16 protein-coding genes and 1 tRNA gene are annotated in these 19,086 nt (G+C 70.8%); 11 read left to right on the top strand and 6 right to left on the bottom strand.

The genetic code is table 11. From position 1 onward, the window contains the following. Window positions 1-155 precede the first annotated feature (155 nt). The gene (locus tag QM582_RS06600; RefSeq protein WP_415082852.1) at window positions 156-860 is read left to right on the top strand and encodes a YcnI family protein; all 705 of its coding nucleotides are present in this window, start codon (window positions 156-158) and stop codon (window positions 858-860) included. A gap of 2 nt (window positions 861-862) precedes the next feature. Further along, a complete protein-coding gene (locus tag QM582_RS06605) occupies window positions 863-2,569 on the top strand; it encodes a copper resistance protein CopC (RefSeq protein WP_415082854.1) in 1,707 nt (568 codons plus the stop codon). A gap of 108 nt (window positions 2,570-2,677) precedes the next feature. On the opposite strand, the gene QM582_RS06610 is transcribed toward QM582_RS06605, so the two are convergent. Next, window positions 2,678-6,328 (bottom strand): efflux RND transporter permease subunit, encoded by a 3,651-nt coding sequence (locus QM582_RS06610; RefSeq protein ID WP_415082856.1) that lies wholly within the window; start codon window positions 6,326-6,328, stop codon window positions 2,678-2,680. Window positions 6,329-6,433: 105 nt separating this feature from the next. Between QM582_RS06610 and QM582_RS06615 the strand changes: the two genes are divergently transcribed. Next, entirely contained in the window at window positions 6,434-6,925 is a 492-nt protein-coding gene (locus QM582_RS06615; RefSeq protein ID WP_415082858.1) for a MarR family winged helix-turn-helix transcriptional regulator, read from the top strand. A gap of 119 nt (window positions 6,926-7,044) precedes the next feature. Here QM582_RS06615 and QM582_RS06620 read toward each other — a convergent pair whose 3' ends face one another. The 4 genes from QM582_RS06620 to QM582_RS06635 all read right to left on the bottom strand — a co-directional run bounded on the left by QM582_RS06620 (window position 7,045) and on the right by QM582_RS06635 (window position 10,630). Beyond that, a complete protein-coding gene (locus QM582_RS06620; RefSeq protein WP_415082860.1) occupies window positions 7,045-8,391 on the bottom strand; it encodes a threonine/serine ThrE exporter family protein in 1,347 nt (448 codons plus the stop codon). A gap of 75 nt (window positions 8,392-8,466) precedes the next feature. Beyond that, window positions 8,467-9,360, bottom strand: coding sequence for an RNA polymerase sigma-70 factor (locus QM582_RS06625; RefSeq protein ID WP_415082862.1), 894 nt, complete (start codon window positions 9,358-9,360; stop codon window positions 8,467-8,469). Continuing rightward, window positions 9,357-10,001, bottom strand: coding sequence for a carboxymuconolactone decarboxylase family protein (locus QM582_RS06630; protein ID WP_415082864.1), 645 nt, complete (start codon window positions 9,999-10,001; stop codon window positions 9,357-9,359). The genes QM582_RS06625 and QM582_RS06630 overlap by 4 nt, the downstream gene beginning before the upstream one ends. Before the next feature lie 86 nt (window positions 10,002-10,087). After that, window positions 10,088-10,630, bottom strand: a complete 543-nt coding sequence (locus QM582_RS06635; RefSeq protein ID WP_415082866.1) for a GNAT family N-acetyltransferase — start codon at window positions 10,628-10,630, stop codon at window positions 10,088-10,090. A 132-nt stretch (window positions 10,631-10,762) separates the two neighbouring features. Between QM582_RS06635 and QM582_RS06640 the strand changes: the two genes are divergently transcribed. From QM582_RS06640 to clpX, 6 genes are all read left to right on the top strand, one after another. Further along, window positions 10,763-10,836: transfer RNA gene (locus tag QM582_RS06640), tRNA-Gly, on the top strand. 213 nt (window positions 10,837-11,049) lie between these two features. Beyond that, on the top strand, window positions 11,050-11,295 hold the full coding sequence (locus QM582_RS06645) for a hypothetical protein (protein WP_415082867.1): 246 nt from the start codon (window positions 11,050-11,052) through the stop codon (window positions 11,293-11,295). 304 nt (window positions 11,296-11,599) lie between these two features. Next, window positions 11,600-13,012: a trigger factor gene (tig, locus tag QM582_RS06650; protein WP_415082869.1), complete on the top strand. Its 1,413-nt coding sequence runs from the start codon at window positions 11,600-11,602 to the stop codon at window positions 13,010-13,012. 131 nt (window positions 13,013-13,143) lie between these two features. Continuing rightward, window positions 13,144-13,776, top strand: a complete 633-nt coding sequence (locus QM582_RS06655) for an ATP-dependent Clp protease proteolytic subunit (protein WP_415082870.1) — start codon at window positions 13,144-13,146, stop codon at window positions 13,774-13,776. Window positions 13,777-13,784: 8 nt separating this feature from the next. Beyond that, entirely contained in the window at window positions 13,785-14,435 is a 651-nt protein-coding gene (locus QM582_RS06660; protein WP_415082872.1) for an ATP-dependent Clp protease proteolytic subunit, read from the top strand. Between the two features lie 75 nt (window positions 14,436-14,510). Then, a complete protein-coding gene (gene clpX, locus QM582_RS06665; RefSeq protein WP_415082874.1) occupies window positions 14,511-15,806 on the top strand; it encodes an ATP-dependent Clp protease ATP-binding subunit ClpX in 1,296 nt (431 codons plus the stop codon). 121 nt (window positions 15,807-15,927) lie between these two features. On the opposite strand, the gene QM582_RS06670 is transcribed toward clpX, so the two are convergent. Continuing rightward, window positions 15,928-16,662 (bottom strand): helix-turn-helix transcriptional regulator, encoded by a 735-nt coding sequence (locus QM582_RS06670; RefSeq protein WP_415082876.1) that lies wholly within the window; start codon window positions 16,660-16,662, stop codon window positions 15,928-15,930. A 307-nt stretch (window positions 16,663-16,969) separates the two neighbouring features. On the opposite strand from QM582_RS06670, the gene QM582_RS06675 reads away from it, so the two are divergent. Further along, window positions 16,970-17,239, top strand: a complete 270-nt coding sequence (locus QM582_RS06675; RefSeq protein WP_415082878.1) for an HPr family phosphocarrier protein — start codon at window positions 16,970-16,972, stop codon at window positions 17,237-17,239. Further along, window positions 17,236-18,924 (top strand): phosphoenolpyruvate--protein phosphotransferase, encoded by a 1,689-nt coding sequence (ptsP, locus tag QM582_RS06680; RefSeq protein ID WP_415082879.1) that lies wholly within the window; start codon window positions 17,236-17,238, stop codon window positions 18,922-18,924. The genes QM582_RS06675 and ptsP overlap by 4 nt, the downstream gene beginning before the upstream one ends. Window positions 18,925-19,086: the final 162 nt, after the last annotated feature.

Here is a 19,086-nt window from a genome sequence, read left to right on the forward strand (position 1 = left end):
CCCGGACGCCGGCTGGCTGCTGGGCGCGCCGCGTCGCGGACCGCCGGCCCGGCCGCGTCCCGCCTGCTGAGTCGTCGTCCGGGCCTGGTGCCGGCGCGGTGACCGGGGCGGGAGCCTGCCCACCGATCACCTCGTCCCGAGAGGCATCCCCACCCATGAACATTCGACAGGCGAGCGCGCGTGCGCTCGCCGTGCCGGCGCTCGCCGGCGTCCTGCTCACCGCGACCGCGGCGGCAGCCAGCGCTCACGTGACCATGTCACCGTCCACCGGGCAGGCCGGCGCCTACACCGTGCTGACCTTCTCGGTGCCGCACGGCTGCGACGGCTCGGCCACCACCAAGGTGGCGATCCGGATTCCGGAGAGCGTCACCACCGTCACCCCGACCCGCAACCCGTTCTGGAAGGTCGAGGTGGCCACCGAGAAGCTGGCCCAGCCGGTCACCGACAGCCACGGCAACTCGATCACCGAGCGGGACGGCACGGTCACCTACACCGCCATCACACCGCTGCCCGACAAGCAGCGGGACACCTTCGAACTGTCCCTGAAGCTGCCCGACACCGCCGGGGCCACCCTGGCCTTTCCCGTCGTGCAGACCTGCCAGAAGGGCCGTACCGGCTGGACCGAGGTCGCCGTCAACGGTCAGGACGCCGACAGTCTGGAACACCCGGCGCCGACCCTGACCCTGACCAAGTCCGAGGCGGGCGATCCCGGCGGCCATGGATCGGCCGCGCCGAGTGTGGCTCCGGCCCAGCCGGCGGCCGCCTCGGGACCGGACCTGGGGGTCTACGGCCTGGCCGCCGGCGTCCTCGGCCTGGCGGCCGGGGTGGCGGCGCTGGTGCGGCAGCGGCACACCTCCTGACCATGCCGGACAGCAACGGGCGGACGCCGTGGCCGTGGATCCGCCGGGTCCTGGCCGCGGTGCTCGCCGGCCTGGCCTGCGCGGTGGGGGCGGCGGTGCCGGCCCACGCCCACGCGTCCCTGGTCGGAACCGATCCGGCCGAGGGGGCGGTGCTGGCCACCGCGCCCGCCCGGGTGCTGCTGCGCTTCGACGAGCCGGTCAGGTTGGCCGACCGGGGCGTCCAGGTCTTCGACGCGGCCGGCTCGCCGCTGGCCGCCGAGGCCGGCGCCGCCGACTCCGTGGTCGGCGTCACGCTGCCCGGCGGCCTGTCCGGCACTTACGTCGTCGCCTGGCGGGTGATCTCCGCGGACGGCCACCCGGTGGCCGGTGCGCTGACCTTCTCGGTGGGCGCGCCCAGCCCCCGTCGCGTCCAGCCGGCGGCCACCGATGCCGGAACCTGGGCGGTGCCGCCCCTGGCCGTGGCGCAGACGACGACCTATCTCGGGCTCTTCCTGGCGGTCGGCCTGGCCGTCTTCAGCGCCTTCCTGCTGCCGGCCGGGGCGTCCGCCGACCGGTTGCGGGACCGGCTGGTGCCGGTCACCCGGGCGGGTGCGGTGACCGCGGCCGTCGCAGCCGGCGGGACGATCGGGCTGACCGTCGCCGACCAGCAGGGCCTCGGTCCGGACGCCCTGGTCAGCGGCGTGGCCTGGGCCGGTGCCACTCTCGATCAGCTGATCGGCCTGGGCCTGCTGCTGACCGGCCTGCTGGCGGTCGGTGCCGCGCCGGCGTTGCGAAGCCCGGCGGCCCGGGCTGGAGCGGTGGCGGCCGGTGCCGCGCTGGCGGTCGGTGCGCCGGCGATCACCGGGCACTCCCGGGCGTTCGGCCCGTCCTGGCTGGTGATCGCCACCGACGTCCTGCACGTGCTGGCCGGCAGCATCTGGCTGGGCGGGCTGGTCGGCCTGGTGATCGTGCTGGCCGCGACCCGGACGCGTCCGAAGCTCGGCGTGGTGGCGCTGACCCGGTTCTCCACCGCGGCGGCGGGGGTGCTGGCGGCGCTGCTGCTGACCGGCACGATCCTGTCCTGGCGGATCCTGGCCAGCTGGGACAGCCTGGTCGGCACCTCGTACGGACGGCTGCTGCTGGCCAAGATCGCCCTGGTCGCGGTGGCTGCCGGGGTGGCCGGCTGGAACCGGTTCGTGCTGCTGCCCACGGTGCGGGGCCGTCCCGATCCGGAAGGCCCGGGCAAGCGCCGGGGCCGGCAGGAATGGGAGACGGCTCGCGGGCGGAACCTGACCGGGATCGGACGCCTGGCGGTGGTGGAGGCGAGCCTGCTGGTGGCGGTGCTGGGGATCACCGGCGTCCTGGTCGACCAGTCGCCGCGTCCCGAAGCGACGGTGGCGAGCACCGCTGCGGTGACCACCGCCACGGCGCCGCTGGGCGGGGCGATGACCGCGCGGGCCACCCTCGACCCGGGAGCGGTGGGGCAGAACCGGATCCTGATCGAACTCCGGGACGCCGCCGGCCGCGGCATCGAGCCGGGCGAGGTGCCCACGGTGCGGATCCGGTCCGACGCCCTCGACCTCGGCCCGGTCCCGGTCACCCGCCAGGGCGGCGGCCGCTACCAGGGCACGGTCCTGCTGCCCGCCGCGGGGCGCTGGCGCGTCCAGGTCGGCGTCCGGCTCAGCGAGTTCGACAACCCGGTCACCGAACTGACGCTTCAGATCGGCTGACCCCCACGCACCGCTCGCCTAACTATTTAGCGCTCGCTGAACTCAGCGAGCGCCAAATAGTTAGGCGAGCGGTTGGGTCGGTCGGTTGGGTCGGGCGGGCGGGCCGGCTCAGCCCTGCTGTGCGGAGGCCTGAGCGGACGCCTCGTCGGTCGGCAGATCGGTGGCCACCCGTCGCGCCGCGCGCCGGGCGTCCCGCTTGGTGCGTCCGTTCTGCCGCCAGTTCTCCAGCAGGTCGTACAGCACCGGCACCAGGATCAGGGTGAGCAGGGTGGACGACACCAGGCCGCCGATCACCACCACCGCCAGCGGCTTGGAGATGAACACGCCGCCGCCGGTCAGGCCCAGCGACATCGGCACCAGCGCGAAGATGGTGGCCAGTGCGGTCATCACGATGGGCCGCACCCGCAACCGGGCACCGGCCGCGATCGACTGCTCGATGCTCGCCCCCGCCTTGCGTTTCTGGTTGATCAGGTCGATCAGCACGATGGCGTTGGTGACCACGATGCCGATCAGCATCAGCAGGCCGATCATGCTGGGGATACCGAGCGCGGTGTCGGTGATCAGCGACAGTCCGAGGGCGCCGGTCGCCGCGAACGGGATCGACACCAGCAGGATCATCGGCTGCAGCAGCGAGCCGAAGGTGGCCACCATGATCAGGTACACCACGGCCACGGCGACCACCATGGCCAGTCCGAGCTGGGCGAACGACTCCTGCTGCTGCTCGGAGACGCCGCCGATCCGGACGCTGACCCCGGCCGGCAGGTCCAGCGACGCGATGCCCTGGTTGATCTGCGCGGTGGTCGCACCCAGGTCGGACGACTCCGAGCTGCCGGTGATGGTGGCGGCCCGGACCGCGTTCACCCGGGTGATGGTGGACGGCGCCTTGACCACCTTGACCGCCGCCACGCTGCCCAGCCGCACCGGATCGGCGGTGGCGTCGGCGGCCGCCTTGCTGGCGTCCTGGATGGCCTGCTGCTTGTCCTGCGCCTCCAGCGACTTGGTGCGCTGCTCGCGCAGCGCGTCCAGCTGCTTGTCGACCTGGGTCACCCCGGACTTGGCCTGGGCCTGCGCGGCACCCAGCTGGGCGACCTGCGCCGCGGCCCCGGAGAGCTGTTGGCTGAGTCCGTAGATGGTGGCCGGCAGCGGCGCGCAGATCGGGTTGGTCGGGTCGACCGGGCAGACCGTCTGCAGCTGCTTCTGGGCGGTCGCCAGCTGCTTCTGCACCGCGGCCAGGTTCTTCTTCGCGCTGCTCAGCTGCTTGTCCAGCTTGGCCTGTGCCTTCTTGGCCTCGGACCGGCTCTTCTTCAGCGCGCTCACCTGGTCGTTGTAGGCCTTGGTGGCGTCCCGCTTGGAGTCGGACGACAGCTTGTCGGAGCGGGCCTGCACCTTGTCGGCGGCGTCCGACTTGGCGTTGCCGTTCATCACCTGGGTGACCGGCAGCTTGATGTCGCGCAACTCCTCGATGCTGCGCACCGGCGTGCGCGAGCGCAGGTAGACGTTGAGAGTGGTGTCGCCCTCGGCCAGGGTGCCGATCAGCTGGCCGCGCACCGCACGGGAGACCGCCTGCCCGATCGACGCCTGGGTCATGCCCAGATCGGCCGCCTTGGACTCGTTGACGTCCACCGACAGCATGTCGCGGGCGTCGGCCAGATCGCTGGTCACGTTGGTCAGGCCGGTGATGCCCTCCATCATCGCCAGCACCTTGTCGTTGGCGGCGGACAGCTGGTCGGGATCGGAGCTCTCCACGTAGACCACCATGCTGGACGCGGAGTTGCCGGCCCCGATCGAGACCTCGACCTCACCGACGTCCGGCCCGAGCTCGGCGATCTGCTTGCGCAGCCGGTCGGCGGTGTCGGTGCCGTTGGCGCCGGCCTTCAGCGGGACGGTGAAGGTGGCCTTGTTGGTGTCGCTGGGAGCGGCCAGGAACACCGTCGAGGAGGTGCCGCCGATGGTCGTCGAGTAGGTCTGCACCGCCGGATCCTGCGCCAGCAGCCCCTCGATCCGGGACGCCGCCTTGTCGGTCTGGCTCAGCCCGGTGCCGGACGGCAGGGTCTGGGTGATGGCCAGGCTCTCGGTGCCCATGCTGCCGATGAAGTCGGTCTTCAGCCGGGGCACCAGGGCCAGCGTGCCGGCGAAGATCCCGACCGCGATCAGCAGGGTGATCCAGCGGTGCACCAGCGTCCAGTTCAGCACCGGCAGGTAGCTCTTCTGCAGCCAGGTGTCGGTCTCCTCGGAGTCCTCCGCCTCGCCGGCCGCCAGCCGGGCGTCGGTGGCCGCCTGCTGCTTGGCGGTGGGCCGCATGAACCAGGACGCGAACACCGGGATCACCGTCAGCGAGACCAGCAGCGAGGCCAGCAGGGCGACCACCGCCGCCACCGCGAAGGGCCGGAAGATCTCGCCCGCCTGCCCGCCGACCAGGCCGATCGGCAGGAACACCGCGACCGTGGTCAGGGTGGACGAGGTGACCGCGCCGGCCACCTCCTTGACCGCGTTGGTGATCGACCTGCGGCCGAACTCGCCGTAGCTCTGATGGCGCTTGATGTTCTCGATCACCACGATCGAGTCGTCGACCACCCGGCCGATCGCCACGGTCAGGGCGGCCAGGGTGAGGATGTTCAAGGTGTAGCCGCCGACCCACAACCCGATCAGGGCGATCAGCAGCGACAGCGGGATCGAGATCGCGGTGATCAGGGTGGGCCGCAGCGACCGCAGGAAGAGCAGGATGACGAACACCGCCATGGCCAGGCCGATGCCGCCCTCCACGGTCAGGTCGTGCACCGACTGCTCGATGTAGGGGGCCTGGTCGAAGACCACCACGAAGCGGGAGTCGCTGCCCAGGGACTGCTCCAACTGGGGCAGCTTGTCGTTCACGGCGTGCGAGACGGCGACCGTGTTGGCGTCCGGGGTCTTGGTCAGCGACAGGGTGAGCGAGGTGCGGCCGTCCACCCGGGAGATGCTGGTGGTCTCCACCGGCTGCTCCTTCACGGTGGCCAGGTCGCCGAGGCGCACCGGGCCGTCGGTGCCCTGCACCATCAGGTCGGCCAACTGCTTGGCGCTGGAATAGCTGGTGCCGGTCTGCACGTCGAGGTTCGCGGTGTCGGTGTGCATCGTCCCGGACGGGATCGCGGTGGCGTTGGCGGCGAAGAGCTGGCCGATGCTGGCCGGGTCGACGCCGTACTTCTCCAGCTGAGACTGCCTATAGGTGACCACGATCTCGTGCTCTTCCTTGCCGGAGACCGCCACGTCGCGGACGCCGGGGATCGCTTTGAGTTCCGGGGCGACCGTGTCGGTGACCTTCTGGGAGAGGCTGTTCAGGTCCTGGCCGGAGGACAGCGCCAGCAGCGCCACCGGGATGTCGTCGGTGCCGCCGGTCATCACCCGGGGGTCCACATTGCTCGGCAGGGTGGCCGCGATCGAGTCGACGGCGCTGCGCAGCTTATTGGCCATGTCGTCCGCGGACAGCCCGTAGTCCCACTGCACCGACACTTGCGAGACGCCGCTGGAGCTGGTGGACGTCACGTCCGTGACGCCGTCGACGGCCTTGACCGCGCTCTCGATCGGCTTGGAGACCTGGGCCTCGACGACGTCCGGAGCGGCCCCGGCGTAGACGCTGACCACGGCGCCACGCGGCACGTCGATGGACGGGATCAGCTCCTGCTTGAGTGCGGTGGTGGAGTAGACGCCTAGTCCGATGATCAGCAGGCTGAGCAGCAGCACCACCGTGCGGTGGGCGAGGCTGAGCTTGGTCAAGCGAAGCACGGTTTCCCCTTCGTCGGCCCCCGGATGCCGAGGTAACGGGTGACCAGGACCGGCCACGTCGGTTAGCATAACTCGAACTATTCGGATCGACGAAAGCGATTGACGGTGCTGTCTCTGCAGGCGTTCGGGCTCGACGACACACGCGTGGCGCTGGTCGCGGAACTGGTCGAGCTCAACATGCAGGTGCACGACCGGGCGATCGGCATGGTCGGCCCGATGCCGGCTCCGCCCGACCTGACCATGCAGCAGTTCCGGGCGCTGGGCCACCTGGTGAAGCAGCCGGGCATCTCCGGCAACGAACTGGGCGGCCTGCTGGGGGTGAGCGCGCCGACCGCGAGCGGGCTGGTCGAGCGGCTGGTCGAGAAGGGCCTGGTGGAGCGCAGCGACGACGCGGACGACCGCCGGATCCGGCGGCTGCACCCTACCGAGGCCGGCCGGGACGTGATGCGCCAGATGGACTCGATGTTCGAGCGGGCGCTCGGCGTGCTGCTCGGCGTGCTCTCCGCCGACGACCTGGAGCAGCTGTGCCGCAGCGCCCGGACCATGCTGGCCGCCTTCGACCGGCTGCAGGCCGCCGGCCCGGACGTCTCCGGGTAGGGACGCGCTGATCAGCCACGTCCCGGACGCGGCGCACCCGGACGACCGACGGCCCCCGATCCTGCGCCGCCCGGAGGGCTCCTCGGCCCGCGGGCCTCGGGTCGGTCCGGTTCGGACGGCTACTCGGCGGCCCGGCGCTCCCGGGCGGCCAGCACGTCCTGGGCATGGGTGTGCGGCATCCGGGTCCACTGCGGGGTGGGGGAGATCCACGCCGGATCGGTGAGCATCCGGGCGATCACCAGCCCGGTGGCCAGGCCGAGCAGGACGCCCAGGCCGGTGGAGCCGTTGGCCAGCGCGCCGATCGGGTCGCCGTTGATCATCGCCACCAGCGCCCGGTAGGTGCTGGCTCCCGGAATCATGATCAGCACCGCGGGAACCGACAGGATGATCCGCGGCGAGGCCAGGTGCTGGCTGATCCAGGCCGCCAGCAGCCCCACCGCGAGGGTGCCCGCGGTGGCGCAGAGCAGCACGTTGGCGCCGGCGTCCAGCGCGAACAGCCGGGGCACGTTGGCAAGGGTCCCGATCGCGGCCGCCGCGGCCGCGATCTTCGGCGGGGTGTTGAAGGTGACGGCGAACCCGAAGACGCCGACGAAGCTGGCCAGCAGCCGGCAGCCGAGCAGCACGGCCGGCGGCAGCCCCAACGGCGGGATCTCGGCCGGGGTGAGCCCGAAGACGGACGCCACCACCCAGGCGCCCAGGGCGGCGGCCAGGGTGATCATGGTGGCGTAGAGCAGCCGGGAGATGCCGGCGCCGAAGTCGAAGCGGGCCAGGTCGAGGGCGGCGGTGAGCAGCGGGAAGCCCGGCACCAGGAACAGCACCGCCGAGGTGAAGGCCGCCTCGTGCAGCGGGCCTCCCGGAACCCACGGCACCAGCTGCAGCAGGCCGGCCCCCAGCAGATAGGCCAGGCTGGCGACGGCGGCGGCCAGCGCGATCACCGCCAGCTGGTTGAGCCGGAAGCGCCGGTGCACCGCCAGCTGGGTTCCCTTGCCGAGCGCGGCCGCGATCCCGGCGGCCAGCACCTCCGGCCAGCGGCCGTTGTTCAGGAAGGCGAAGGCGGCGCAGGCCGCGGCGGCGCCGGCGACCACCGCCAGCGGCGGGAACAGCGGCGGACGTGCCACCACCCGGTCCAGCTGGCGCTGCAGGTCGGCGGCCTCCAGACCCGGCCGGGCCCGCAGCGAGATCCGCAGCAGCGCACGGATCCGGTCGGCGTTCACCACCGGCGGCCCGATCTCGGTCACCTGGGTGCGGAAGGTGCCGTCGGCCCGGGTGGTGGCGACCACCTCGGTGAGGCTGACCTGCGCCTCCAACTGGTCGATGCCCAGCGCGGCGGCCACTCGGCCCATGGCGGCCTTCACCCGGAACGAGCCGGTGCCGGCGCCGAGCATCAGGGCACCCATCCGGCACACGGCGTCCGACTTCTCGGCCAGCACGGCGGACGCCTCGCGGGCGTGCGGATCGGCGGTCATGGGACTCCTGACGGATCGTTGGTCGGCACCACCGTGGCAGGTCCGGCGAGCCGGCGTGCGGCGTCCGGGCTGATCTCAACGGGTGAGCCGGTGGTGCTCATCCAGGGTGACCAACTTCTGCGGGTTGTTCACCATCAACACCTGGCTGATCCGTCCGTCGGCGATCACCACCTGGATGGCCGAGGTGACCCGGCGGTCGAGCCGGGTCAGCCAGCCGCGGTCGCCGTTCACCATCGCGTGCTCGATCCGCGAGTACATGTTCGGGCTCGCCGCGGCCGATTTGGCGACCACCCCGAGCAGGAACCGGGCGACCGGATCGGGTCCGTGGATCGGACGCCGCGCGGCACTCACCACTCCGCCGCCGTCGGACAACAGCACCACGTCCGGAGCCAGCACGTCCATCAGGCCCTGCAGATCGCCGGTCAGCACGCTGCGCTCGAACTCGGTCCGCACCCGGTCGGCGGTCGCGGCATCCGCGGTGAACCGGGGACGCCGGGCCTGCACCTGGCGGCGTGCCCGGTGCGCGACCTGCCGGACCGCGACCGCCGTGCTGCCCAGCGCGCCGGCGATCTCGTCATGGCCGTAGCCGAAGACCTCGCGGAGCACGAACACCGCCCGTTCCCGCGGGGTCAGCGACTCCAGCACGACCAGCAGCGCCAACGACACCGACTCGGCCAGCACGACATCGTCGGCGACGTCCGGGGTGGTCAGCAACGGCTCCGGCAACCATGGCCCGACGTAGTCCTCGCGACGCCGGGCCAGGGTGCGCAGCCGGTTCAGCGACAGCCGGGTGACCACCTGGGCGAGGTAGGCGCGGGGATTCTCGACCGGTTCGGCGGGACGGCCCGACCAGCGCAGATAGGCCTCCTGCACCACGTCCTCGGCGTCGGCCACCGAACCGAGCAGTTCGTAGCTGAGGGTGAACAGCAACGAGCGGTGCCGGTCGAACACCGCGGCGTCGTCGCTCATTCGTCGGAGGGTAGCTGACAGGACGCGGAGAACCCCTGGGAGACCAGGCCCAGCGCCGAGTTGAACCGGGATCGCTGGTTCTCGATGCCGACCATCATCGCGAGCTCCACCAGGCCGTCCTCGCCCAGCGCCGTCCGCAACGGCCCGACCAGCTCGTCGCTGACCGTCGGGGGAGTCGCGGTGGCCGCCACCGCGAACTCGACCACCCGCTTCTCCAACTCGGTCAGGGCGTCGCTGTCCCGCCACCGCGGCACCGCGGCCAGCTTGGCCAGGTCGAGGCCGTCGTGGTGCGCCTGGTGGTAGCCGAAGTCGATGCACCATCCGCAACCGATCTCGGCCGCGACCGCCATCACCGCCAGCGCCTTGAGGCCGGGATCCAACCGGTCGAATCTCGCCACCCGCCGCTCGAATCCGAAGGTGGCGAACAGCACCCGGCGGTTGGCCGCCATGGCGTGCGCATTGTCCAGGGTACGGCCGTAGAGGCGCCGGCACACCCAGCCGAGCAGCCTGCCGAAGAGGCCGGGCGGTGGCTCGATCGACACCCGGGCCAGCCGCCGTCTGGCCTGCCACTCGGTGCCGGCCCCGGGCAGCACCCGGACCGGTGGTGCGGTGGGCGAACGATGGTCCTGTGCGGTGTTCATATCCATGGGACACCGGCGCCGACCGGACTGTGACATGGTCCGGCGACTCGGTTTCCGCACGGGTGACCCGGGGGTCGGGGAGAGGTTCAGCGGGTCCGCGGCGGAGCCAGGATCGGCAGCCGCGGGACGACCGGCCACGGGTCGCCGGGCAGCCGGCTGTAGGCGACCACGTCCAACCGTTCGCCGTCGATCAGCAGCTTGCTGCGCTCCAGACCCTCCCGGACGAAGCCGGCGGCCCGGGCAACCGCGCCGGACGCCGGATTGTTCACCCGGTGGCCCAGCTCCAGCCGCTGGATGCCGCCCTCGCGCAGTGCCCAGTCGGCGACGCTGGCCGCCGCCCGCGACGTCCAGCCGCGTCCCCGGAAGTCGGCGTGCATCCAGTACCAGAACCAGCCGTTGCGGTTGCCGGTATCCACGGTGAGGCCGACCACGCCGACCACCCGTGCGGCATGGACGACGCCGAAGGCCAGATGCGGGCCGCGGACCTCGGTGAGCCGCTCCACATAGGCCAGCGCGCTGCGGGCGTCCGTCACGTCGCCCTGCCGGGCCATGTCGGACGCCGCCAGGAAGGCGGCCAGCACGTCCGGGGCGTCGGCAGCCCGCAGCGGCCGTAGCTCCGGATCGGTCATGTCCAGCCACGCTACGTGCCCCTGACAAGTGCGGCCGGACGCCCGCGGGGCCGGCCAGCCCACCCGTTCCGGCGCCGGCCCGGGCGGCGCGTTTAGGAACACCCCGGCCGGACCGCTACGCTGGTGCTCCTTGCGGATGTAGCTCAATGGCAGAGCCCCAGCCTTCCAAGCTGGTCATGCGGGTTCGATTCCCGTCATCCGCTCCATTGCGGAACGCCTAGTGAGGGCCAGGTAGCCGGCCACAAGCAGAGTTGCGGACGCTCCACAAACAGACCCCCCGTGGCCTCCCGTGGACTCGGTGCACCGCGACCATGACCCCTTGTCGCCGCCGAGACGGATCCGTAGGCGCCAGACCTTGACGGACGGGTGTCCTCGCGAGGCCTGCCGGCTGTGCCGGCGTCCCGTCCTAGACTCAGCGCATGAGTGTCGAGCGGAGCGAGTTGCACGAACTCGTCGACCAACTTCCGGACCACGAGGTGGCCGGGATGCTGGCCGATGCTCGGCGTCGCTTGGTCGACGTCACCGTGGGCGCGGACTGGCGCCCGGAGTTCTTCGGCATCGTCGACGGCACCGGTGTTCCCGCGGATGTCGCCGACAACGTCGACCTTTACCTTGCCGGCTACGGATTCGGGCACTCCCTGACCCTTCTGCCCGAGCGTCTCTGAGGGCGGAGCCGGGGAATGGCGATAGCTGGTGGTCTGGTGTCGACAGTGCCGCTCCGGCCGCTTCACCCGCCCGGAGTTGATCGGCGGCTGCCCACCGCCGAGATGCGTCTACCCATCGGCGCTGGTCCCCGATTGGTGCTATCGGGTGGTGCTGAGTGTAGGCTGAACGTTGGTCAGGGACCGAGTCAAGCGCACGGATTGGCCTGGCTGGTCTAGCCTCCAAGCTGGTCATGCGGGTTCGATTCCCGTCATCCGCTCCGGTTCATGACCGCACCTAAAGACCACCTACTACAGGAGCACCACGTTGCCCAGCACCGTCGAGCAACTCAGCCCGTCCCGGGCGAAGCTGACCGTCGAGATCCCGTTCAGCGACCTTCAGCCCCACCTGACCAAGGCCTACCGCGAGATCGCCCAGAGCGTCACCATCCCGGGCTTCCGCAAGGGCAAGGTGCCCGCCGCGGTGATCGATCAGCGTTTCGGCCGCGGCGCGGTCCTGCAGGAGGCGATCAACGCGGCCCTGCCCAGCGCCTACGGCCAGGCCGTCGAGGCCAACAAGCTGGTCCCGCTGGGCGATCCCGAGGTCGAGATCACCAAGCTGGAGGACGGTGACCTGGTCGAGTTCATCGCCGAGGTGGACGTCCGCCCCGAGCTGACCCTGCCCGGCTTCGACACCCTGTCGGCAACCGTGCCGGTGCTCGCCGAGACCGACCCGGAGGTCGACAACCGGATCGCGATGATCCGCGAGCGGTTCGCCACCAGCACCGAGGTCGATCGCCCGGCCGCCGCCGGCGACGTGGTCACCATCGACCTGGTCGGCACCCGCGACGGCGAGACGCTGCCGGACGCCACCGCCGAGGGCATCACCTACACCATCGGCTCCGGCGGCATGCTGGACGGCCTGGACGAGGCCGTCACCGGTCTGTCCGCCGGCGAGTCCGCCGACTTCAGCTCCACCCTGGTGGGCGGCCCGCTGTCCGGCGAGCCGGCCGACATCCACGTCACGGTGAGCAAGGTCGCCGAGCAGCAGCTGCCCGAGCTGGACGACGAGTTCGCCCAGCTGGTGTCGGAGTTCGACACCGTCGAGGAGATGCGTGCCGACCTGACCACCGCGGTCGAGCAGATGCTGCGCGCCGACCAGCTCAACGACGCCCGCGACAAGGTGCTGGAAGACCTGGTCGGCAAGGTCGACTTCGAGGTGCCGGCGAAGCTGCTGGCCTCCGAGATCGAGGCCCGGCACGCCCAGATCGACGACCAGCTGAAGCGCGCCGGTCTGACCCTGGAGCGCTACCTGGAGACCGCCGAGGAAGAAGCCGACACCGTCGAGGACTTCTGGGCCCTGGTCGACTCGCGGGCCGAGCAGAGCCTGCGGGCGCAGATCCTGCTGGACAGCATCGCCGACCAGCGTGAGGTCGGGGTCGAGCAGCATGAGCTGACCGACCTGATCGTGCGCAAGGCGCAGGCCTCCGGCTCGACCCCCGAGCAGGAACTGCAGCACATGATGGACCACGACCACATCGGTGCGTGGATGCAGGAGATCCGCCGCAGCAAGGCGCTCAGCCTGATCCTGTCCGAGGCTACGGTGACCGACGAGGCGGGCGCCACCGTCGACGTGTCGGCCCTGGTGCCGACCGCCGATGAGGACGCCGACGCGCAGGACGCCGCGACCGAGGAGCCGTCCGAGGACGCCGCCGAGGCCGAGGCGGACGCCAAGGCCTGACGAATCCGTTCCGTCCGACGGGGTCCCGCGCCGCTGCGCGGGGCCCCGTCGGCGTCTGCGCCGTCAGCGAACAGCAACCCGATGCCCTTAGTTTTGTCACCGCCGTTGGATAGGTTCGCAGCGTGAACGACATGCGACCACTGCCTCCCTCGGCCGCCGCACCGCTGCGGGCCGCAGCCGGCCTCAGCTCGGCCGGAATGAACGACTCGGTCTACCAGTCGCTGCTGGCCAACCGGATCATCTTCCTCGGCTCCGAGGTGCGCGACGAGAACGCCAACGCGATCTGTGCCCAGATGCTGCTGCTGAACGCCGAAGACCCGCGTTCCGACATCTACCTCTACATCAACTCCCCGGGCGGCTCGGTCGACTCCGGCATGGCGATCTTCGACACCATGCAGTGGATCAGCAATGACGTCGCCACCGTGGCGATGGGCCTGGCCGCGTCGATGGGGCAGTTCCTGCTCAGCGCCGGCACCAAGGGCAAGCGCTTCGCCCTGCCGCACAGCCGCATCATGATGCACCAGCCGTCCGGCGGCCTGGGCGGCACGGCGTCCGACATCCGGATCCAGGCCGAGCAGTCGCTGCACATCAAGAAGACCATGTCGAGGCTGATCGCCGAGCACACCGGGCAGAGCGTCGAGCAGATCGAGGCCGACTCCGACCGCGACCGCTGGTTCACCGCCGAGCAGGCGCTGGAGTACGGGTTCATCGACCACGTCTACGAGCGCGCCGCCCAGATCAGCTCCACGTCTCCGAACCAGTGAGGACCGCCATGACCATGCCCGCTCTGCCCGGTGGCCTGGCTCCGGCCGGCCCGTCGATGGACTACTACATTCCGCAGTGGGAGGAACGCACCAGCTACGGCGTCCGGCGCGTCGACCCCTACACCAAGCTCTTCGAAGACCGGATCATCTTCCTCGGCACCCCGATCAGCGACGACATCGCCAACGCGGTGATGGCGCAGCTGCTCTGTCTGCAGTCGATGGACCCGGAGCGTCCGATCAGCATCTACCTGAACAGCCCCGGCGGCTCGTTCACCGCGCTCACCGCGATCTACGACACCATGCGCTACATCAAGCCCGACGTGCAGACGGTGTGCCTGGGTCAGGCCGCCTCGGCCGCCGCCGTGCTGCTCGCCGCCGGCACCAAGGGCAAGCGGCTGGCGCTGCCGAACAGCCGCATCCTGATCCACCAGCCGGCCACCGAGGGCGGCTACGGGCAGTCCTCCGACCTGGAGATCCAGGCTCGCGAGATCCTGCGCATCCGGGCCCTGATGGAGGGCATGCTCGCCGAGTCCACCGGGCAGGACGTCGACAAGATCTCCCGCGACATCGAACGCGACAAGTATCTGACCGCTGAGGAGGCCGTCGAGTACGGCATCGTCGACGCCATCCTCACCTCGCTCAAGGACGCCGAGGCCTGACCTGGCGCGCTGGGCGCGCATCCTTGCGGATGCGCGCCGGCGGGCTAGGGTGGCCTCACGGGAAGGAGGGGCGGCGTGGCACGAATCGGGGAGACCTCCGAGCTGCTCAAGTGCTCGTTCTGCGGAAAGAGCCAGAAGCAGGTCAAGAAGCTGATAGCGGGTCCGGGTGTCTACATCTGCGACGAGTGCATCGATCTGTGCAACGAGATCATCGAGGAAGAGTTCTCCGAGGCCGCCGACGTCGGCCTGCTGGACGACCTGCCCAAGCCCCGTGAGATCTGCGCCTTCCTGGATTCCTACGTGATCGGCCAGGACGTCGCCAAGAAGGCCCTCAGCGTCGCCGTCTACAACCACTACAAGCGGGTCCAGGCGCAGGCCAACGCGCCGGCCGGCCGGCGGGCCGCCGAAGAAGAGAGCGTCGAGCTCGGCAAGTCCAACATCCTGCTGATCGGCCCCACCGGCTGTGGCAAGACCTATCTGGCGCAGACCCTGGCGCGGATGCTGAACGTGCCCTTCGCGATGGCCGACGCCACCGCGCTGACCGAAGCCGGCTACGTCGGCGAAGACGTCGAGAACATCCTGCTCAAGCTGATCCAGGCCGCCGACTTCGACGTGAAGAAGGCCGAGACGGGCATCATCTACATCGACGAGATCGACAAGGTGGCCCGCAAGTCCGAGAACCCGTCGATCACCCGCGACGTGTCCGGCGAGGGCGTCCAGCAGGCGTTGCTGAAGATCCTCGAGGGCACCACCGCGTCCGTGCCGCCGCAGGGTGGACGCAAGCACCCGCATCAGGACTTCATCCAGATCGACACCACGAACATCCTGTTCATCGTGGGCGGCGCCTTCGCCGGGCTGGAAGAGATCATCAACGCCCGGGTCGGCAAGCGTCCGCTGGGCTTCAACAACGACGCCGCCATCCGCAAGCCGGCCTCGGCCAACCCGTTCGAAGAGGTGCGTCCCGAAGACCTGCACCGCTACGGGCTGATCCCCGAGTTCATCGGCCGGTTGCCGATGATCTCCACGGTCGCCTCGCTGGACGCCGACGCCCTGGTCCGCATCGTGGTCGAGCCGAAGAACGCGCTGATCAAGCAGTTCCGCAAGCTCTTCGAGATGGACGGCGTCGACCTGCAGTTCACCGACGAGGCGATCGCCGCGGTGGCCGAGATGGCGCTGCACCGGGGGATCGGGGCGCGCGGGCTGCGCTCCATCCTGGAAGAGATCCTGCTCAACGTGATGTACCACGTGCCCAGCGACGACGATGTGGCCCGGGTGCTGGTCACCGACGAGGTGGTCCGTGACGGGGTCGCCCCGACCTTGGTCTCCCGCGCCCAGGTGGCGCGCAGCGACCGGCGCGAGAAGAGCGCCTGAAACTCCTCCCGGGCCGGGCCGCTCCAGGCCCGTTCGGCCTTGCCCGTTCGGTGGTCGAGTTTGTCGAAACCCGCTGTCGGCGAGGTTCCGTCAGGCTCCACCGACGACCGTCGGGGCTTCCTCAGGCGGTGAGTTCCGGGCTGCTCGGACTCGACGGATAGGCGTCCACCAGGCCCTGCAACCGGGCCAGGCTGACCGCCACCAGCCGGTCGTGCACCCCCAGCTTGCGGTAGATGTTGCCCAGATGCTTGTGCACCGTGCGGGGGGAGAGTTGCAGCCGGGCAGCGATCGAGGTGGCCAGCAAGCCTTCGGCGAGCAGGGCGAGCACCTGCAGTTCCCGCTCGGTCATCCGGTGATCGGCGACCGTGGTCCGCACCCACTCCTGGGCCTGCTGGGCCCGGACGGTGCGCACCGCGAGCGGCCACAGCGCCAGCAGCGCGACCCGCGCCCGCTCCAGCAGCCGGCGGTCCTCGGGCTCGAACGGGTCCGACCGGATGTGGACCAGGACGCGTCCGTGCCCGGCCTCGTCGACGCCGTTGCGCTCGACCGGCTGGACCCGCAGCGAAGCGATGTGCCCGACCCCGTCCAGGTACTCCACCCACACCGCGGGGCCCTCCGGCGCCAGCTGCGGCAGCAGCTCCTCGGCCAGCAGCCGCACCGCCGGGGTGTCGGGGTAGACGCAGGCCGCAAAGGTGTCGTGGTCGGGGGCCAGGGCGTAGGTGACCGCAGCCTGGGCGCGCAGCCCGCGTCCGAGGTGCTGACAGACGACCTGGTCGGCGGGACGTCCGGTGTGCAGCGCGCGCATGGCATCGCAGAGCATCTCCAGCACCACTTCGGCCGGATCCCCCACCCGCACTCGAGCACCATCCGGAGCCACCTGAGCGTCCCTTCGGGCGATAATGCAAGAATCAATCATCTCGGGGCTCCTCTCGTTGACCGCAGGAGCCCTTGGCACGTCCCGGAAATACGGTGGCACAACTGCGTATTGCGGACAAGAGCGAGCGCGCACCCGAGCGTCGGTCCAACTGCCCACGACCGGCGTCGTGCCTTGATAGGGTTCAACTGCGCCGCATATATTGGCCGGGACCGCTGGCGTACCCAACCATGATGGCGCCCGGTCGTCACCCAGGTCCGCTGGGCCATTCGTACAAAGGAGTCCATTCATGGCCACCCGTGAAGTCGCTATCGGTTCGTCCGTCGGCCTGCACGCCCGTCCCGCGTCCATCTTCGTCCAGGCCGCCACGGCCACCGGCCTCCCGGTCACCATCGCCAAGGCCGGCGGCAACCCGGTTGACGCGCGCAGCATCCTCGGTGTGATGGCCCTCGGCGCCAAGAACGGCGAGGTCGTCACCCTGTCCGCAGACGGCGACGGCGCCGACGCCGCGCTGGATTCGCTGGTCGCGCTCCTCGAGCGGGATCTGGACGCCGAATGAGCGAAACGCACTCGACCCTGAGCGGTATCGGAGTCAGTGCGGGCGTCGCCGTCGGTCCGCTGGTTCTGGTCAGCCCGCCGCCCACACCCCCCGCGGGTGAGGCGCCGGTGGCCGACCCGGCCGCGGCGTCCGCCCAGGTTCGCGACACCCTGAAGGCGGTGGCGGACGGCTACCTGGCCAAGGCCGCCAACGCCGATGCACACGCCAAGCCGATCCTCGAGGCCGGGGCCATGATGGCCGGCGACCCGGGGCTCGCCGGGGCGATCGACACCCAGTTGCAGAGCGGCACCAAGGGCATCACCAATGCCGTCTCGGCGGCGGTCGACGAGTACTGCGCGATGTTCGAGTCGCTCGGCGGCTACATGGCCGAGCGGGTCACCGACCTGCGCGACGTCCGTGACCGGACGGTGGCTCGGCTGCTCGGCCAGCCCGAGCCCGGCGTCCCGACCCTGACCACGCCCAGCGTGCTGGCCGCGGTCGATCTGGCGCCGGCGGAGACCGCCACCTTGTCGGTGGAGACCTGCCTGGGCATCATCACCTCGGCCGGCGGCCCGACCAGCCACACCGCGATCCTCGCGGCGCAGCTGGGCATTCCGGCCATCGTGCAGGCCACCGGCATCCTGGACGTGCCCTTCGGCACGACCGTGGCGCTGGACGGCGGTGTCGGTGAGATCATCGTCAACCCGAGCGAAGCCGAGCAGCAGGCCCTGGCCGACCGCAAGGCTCGTCGCGAGCGGGCCCTGGCGGCCGGTTCCGGCAAGGGCATGACCAAGGACGGCCATCCGGTCCAGTTGCTGGCCAACATCGGCACCGTCGGTGATGCGCACAACGCTGCCGGTCAGGATGTCGAAGGTGCCGGTCTGTTCCGGTCGGAGTTCCTGTTCCTGGACCGGGACACCGCGCCCACCGTCGAGGAGCAGACCGCGACCTACACCGAGATCCTGCAGGCGTTCGGCGACCGCAAGGTCGTCGTCCGCACGCTCGACGCCGGTGCCGACAAGCCGTTGGCGTTCGCCGACCTGGGCCACGAGGAGAACCCGGCGCTCGGACGCCGGGGCATCCGGCTCGGCGCGGTGCGCGTCGACCTGCTCGACGATCAGCTGCAGGCGCTCGCCAACGCCCAGAAGGCGACCGGCGGAAACCTGTGGGTGATGGCGCCGATGATCGCCACCCGTCAGGAGGCCCGTTGGTTCGCCGAGAAGGTGCGTGCTGTCGGGCTGCCCAAGGTCGGCGTGATGATCGAGGTTCCGGCGGCCGCGCTGCGCTCGTTCGACGTGCTCAGCGAGGTCGACTTCGCCAGCCTCGGCACCAACGACCTCGGTCAGTACACGATGGCCGCGGACCGGATGCAGGGCGAGTTGGCCGAGTTGCTGAACCCGTGGCAGCCGGCTCTGCTCGACGTCATCTACTACGCCTGCGACGGCGGCGCCAAGACCGGGCATCCGGTCGGCGTCTGTGGTGAGTCGGGCGGCGATCCGCTGATGGCGTTGGTGTTGGCCGGCCTGGGCGTCACCAGCCTGTCGATGGCGCCCAGCAAGGTCCGGGCCGTCCGGACGGCGCTGGCGCTGCACGACTACGCCCAGTGCCAGCAGATGGCCGCGGCGGCGCGGGCGTCCGCCGGTCCCCGGGAGGCGCGCGAGGTCGTGATCAGCATGGCTGATCCGATCATGCTCGACCTGCTCTGATCAGGCACAACCTCAGCGGCGAAGGGCCGGCAACCGTCACGGTTGCCGGCCCTTCGTCCGTGCCGGCCCGGCCGGACGCGCGTCCCATCCCACCGCTCGCCTAACTATTTGGGGCTCGCTGAACTCACCGTGCCCGAAATAGTTTGGCGAGCGGTGGGGAGG

It is taken from the genome of Micropruina sp., assembly GCF_047607385.1.
GTDB lineage: Bacteria > Actinomycetota > Actinomycetes > Propionibacteriales > Propionibacteriaceae > Micropruina.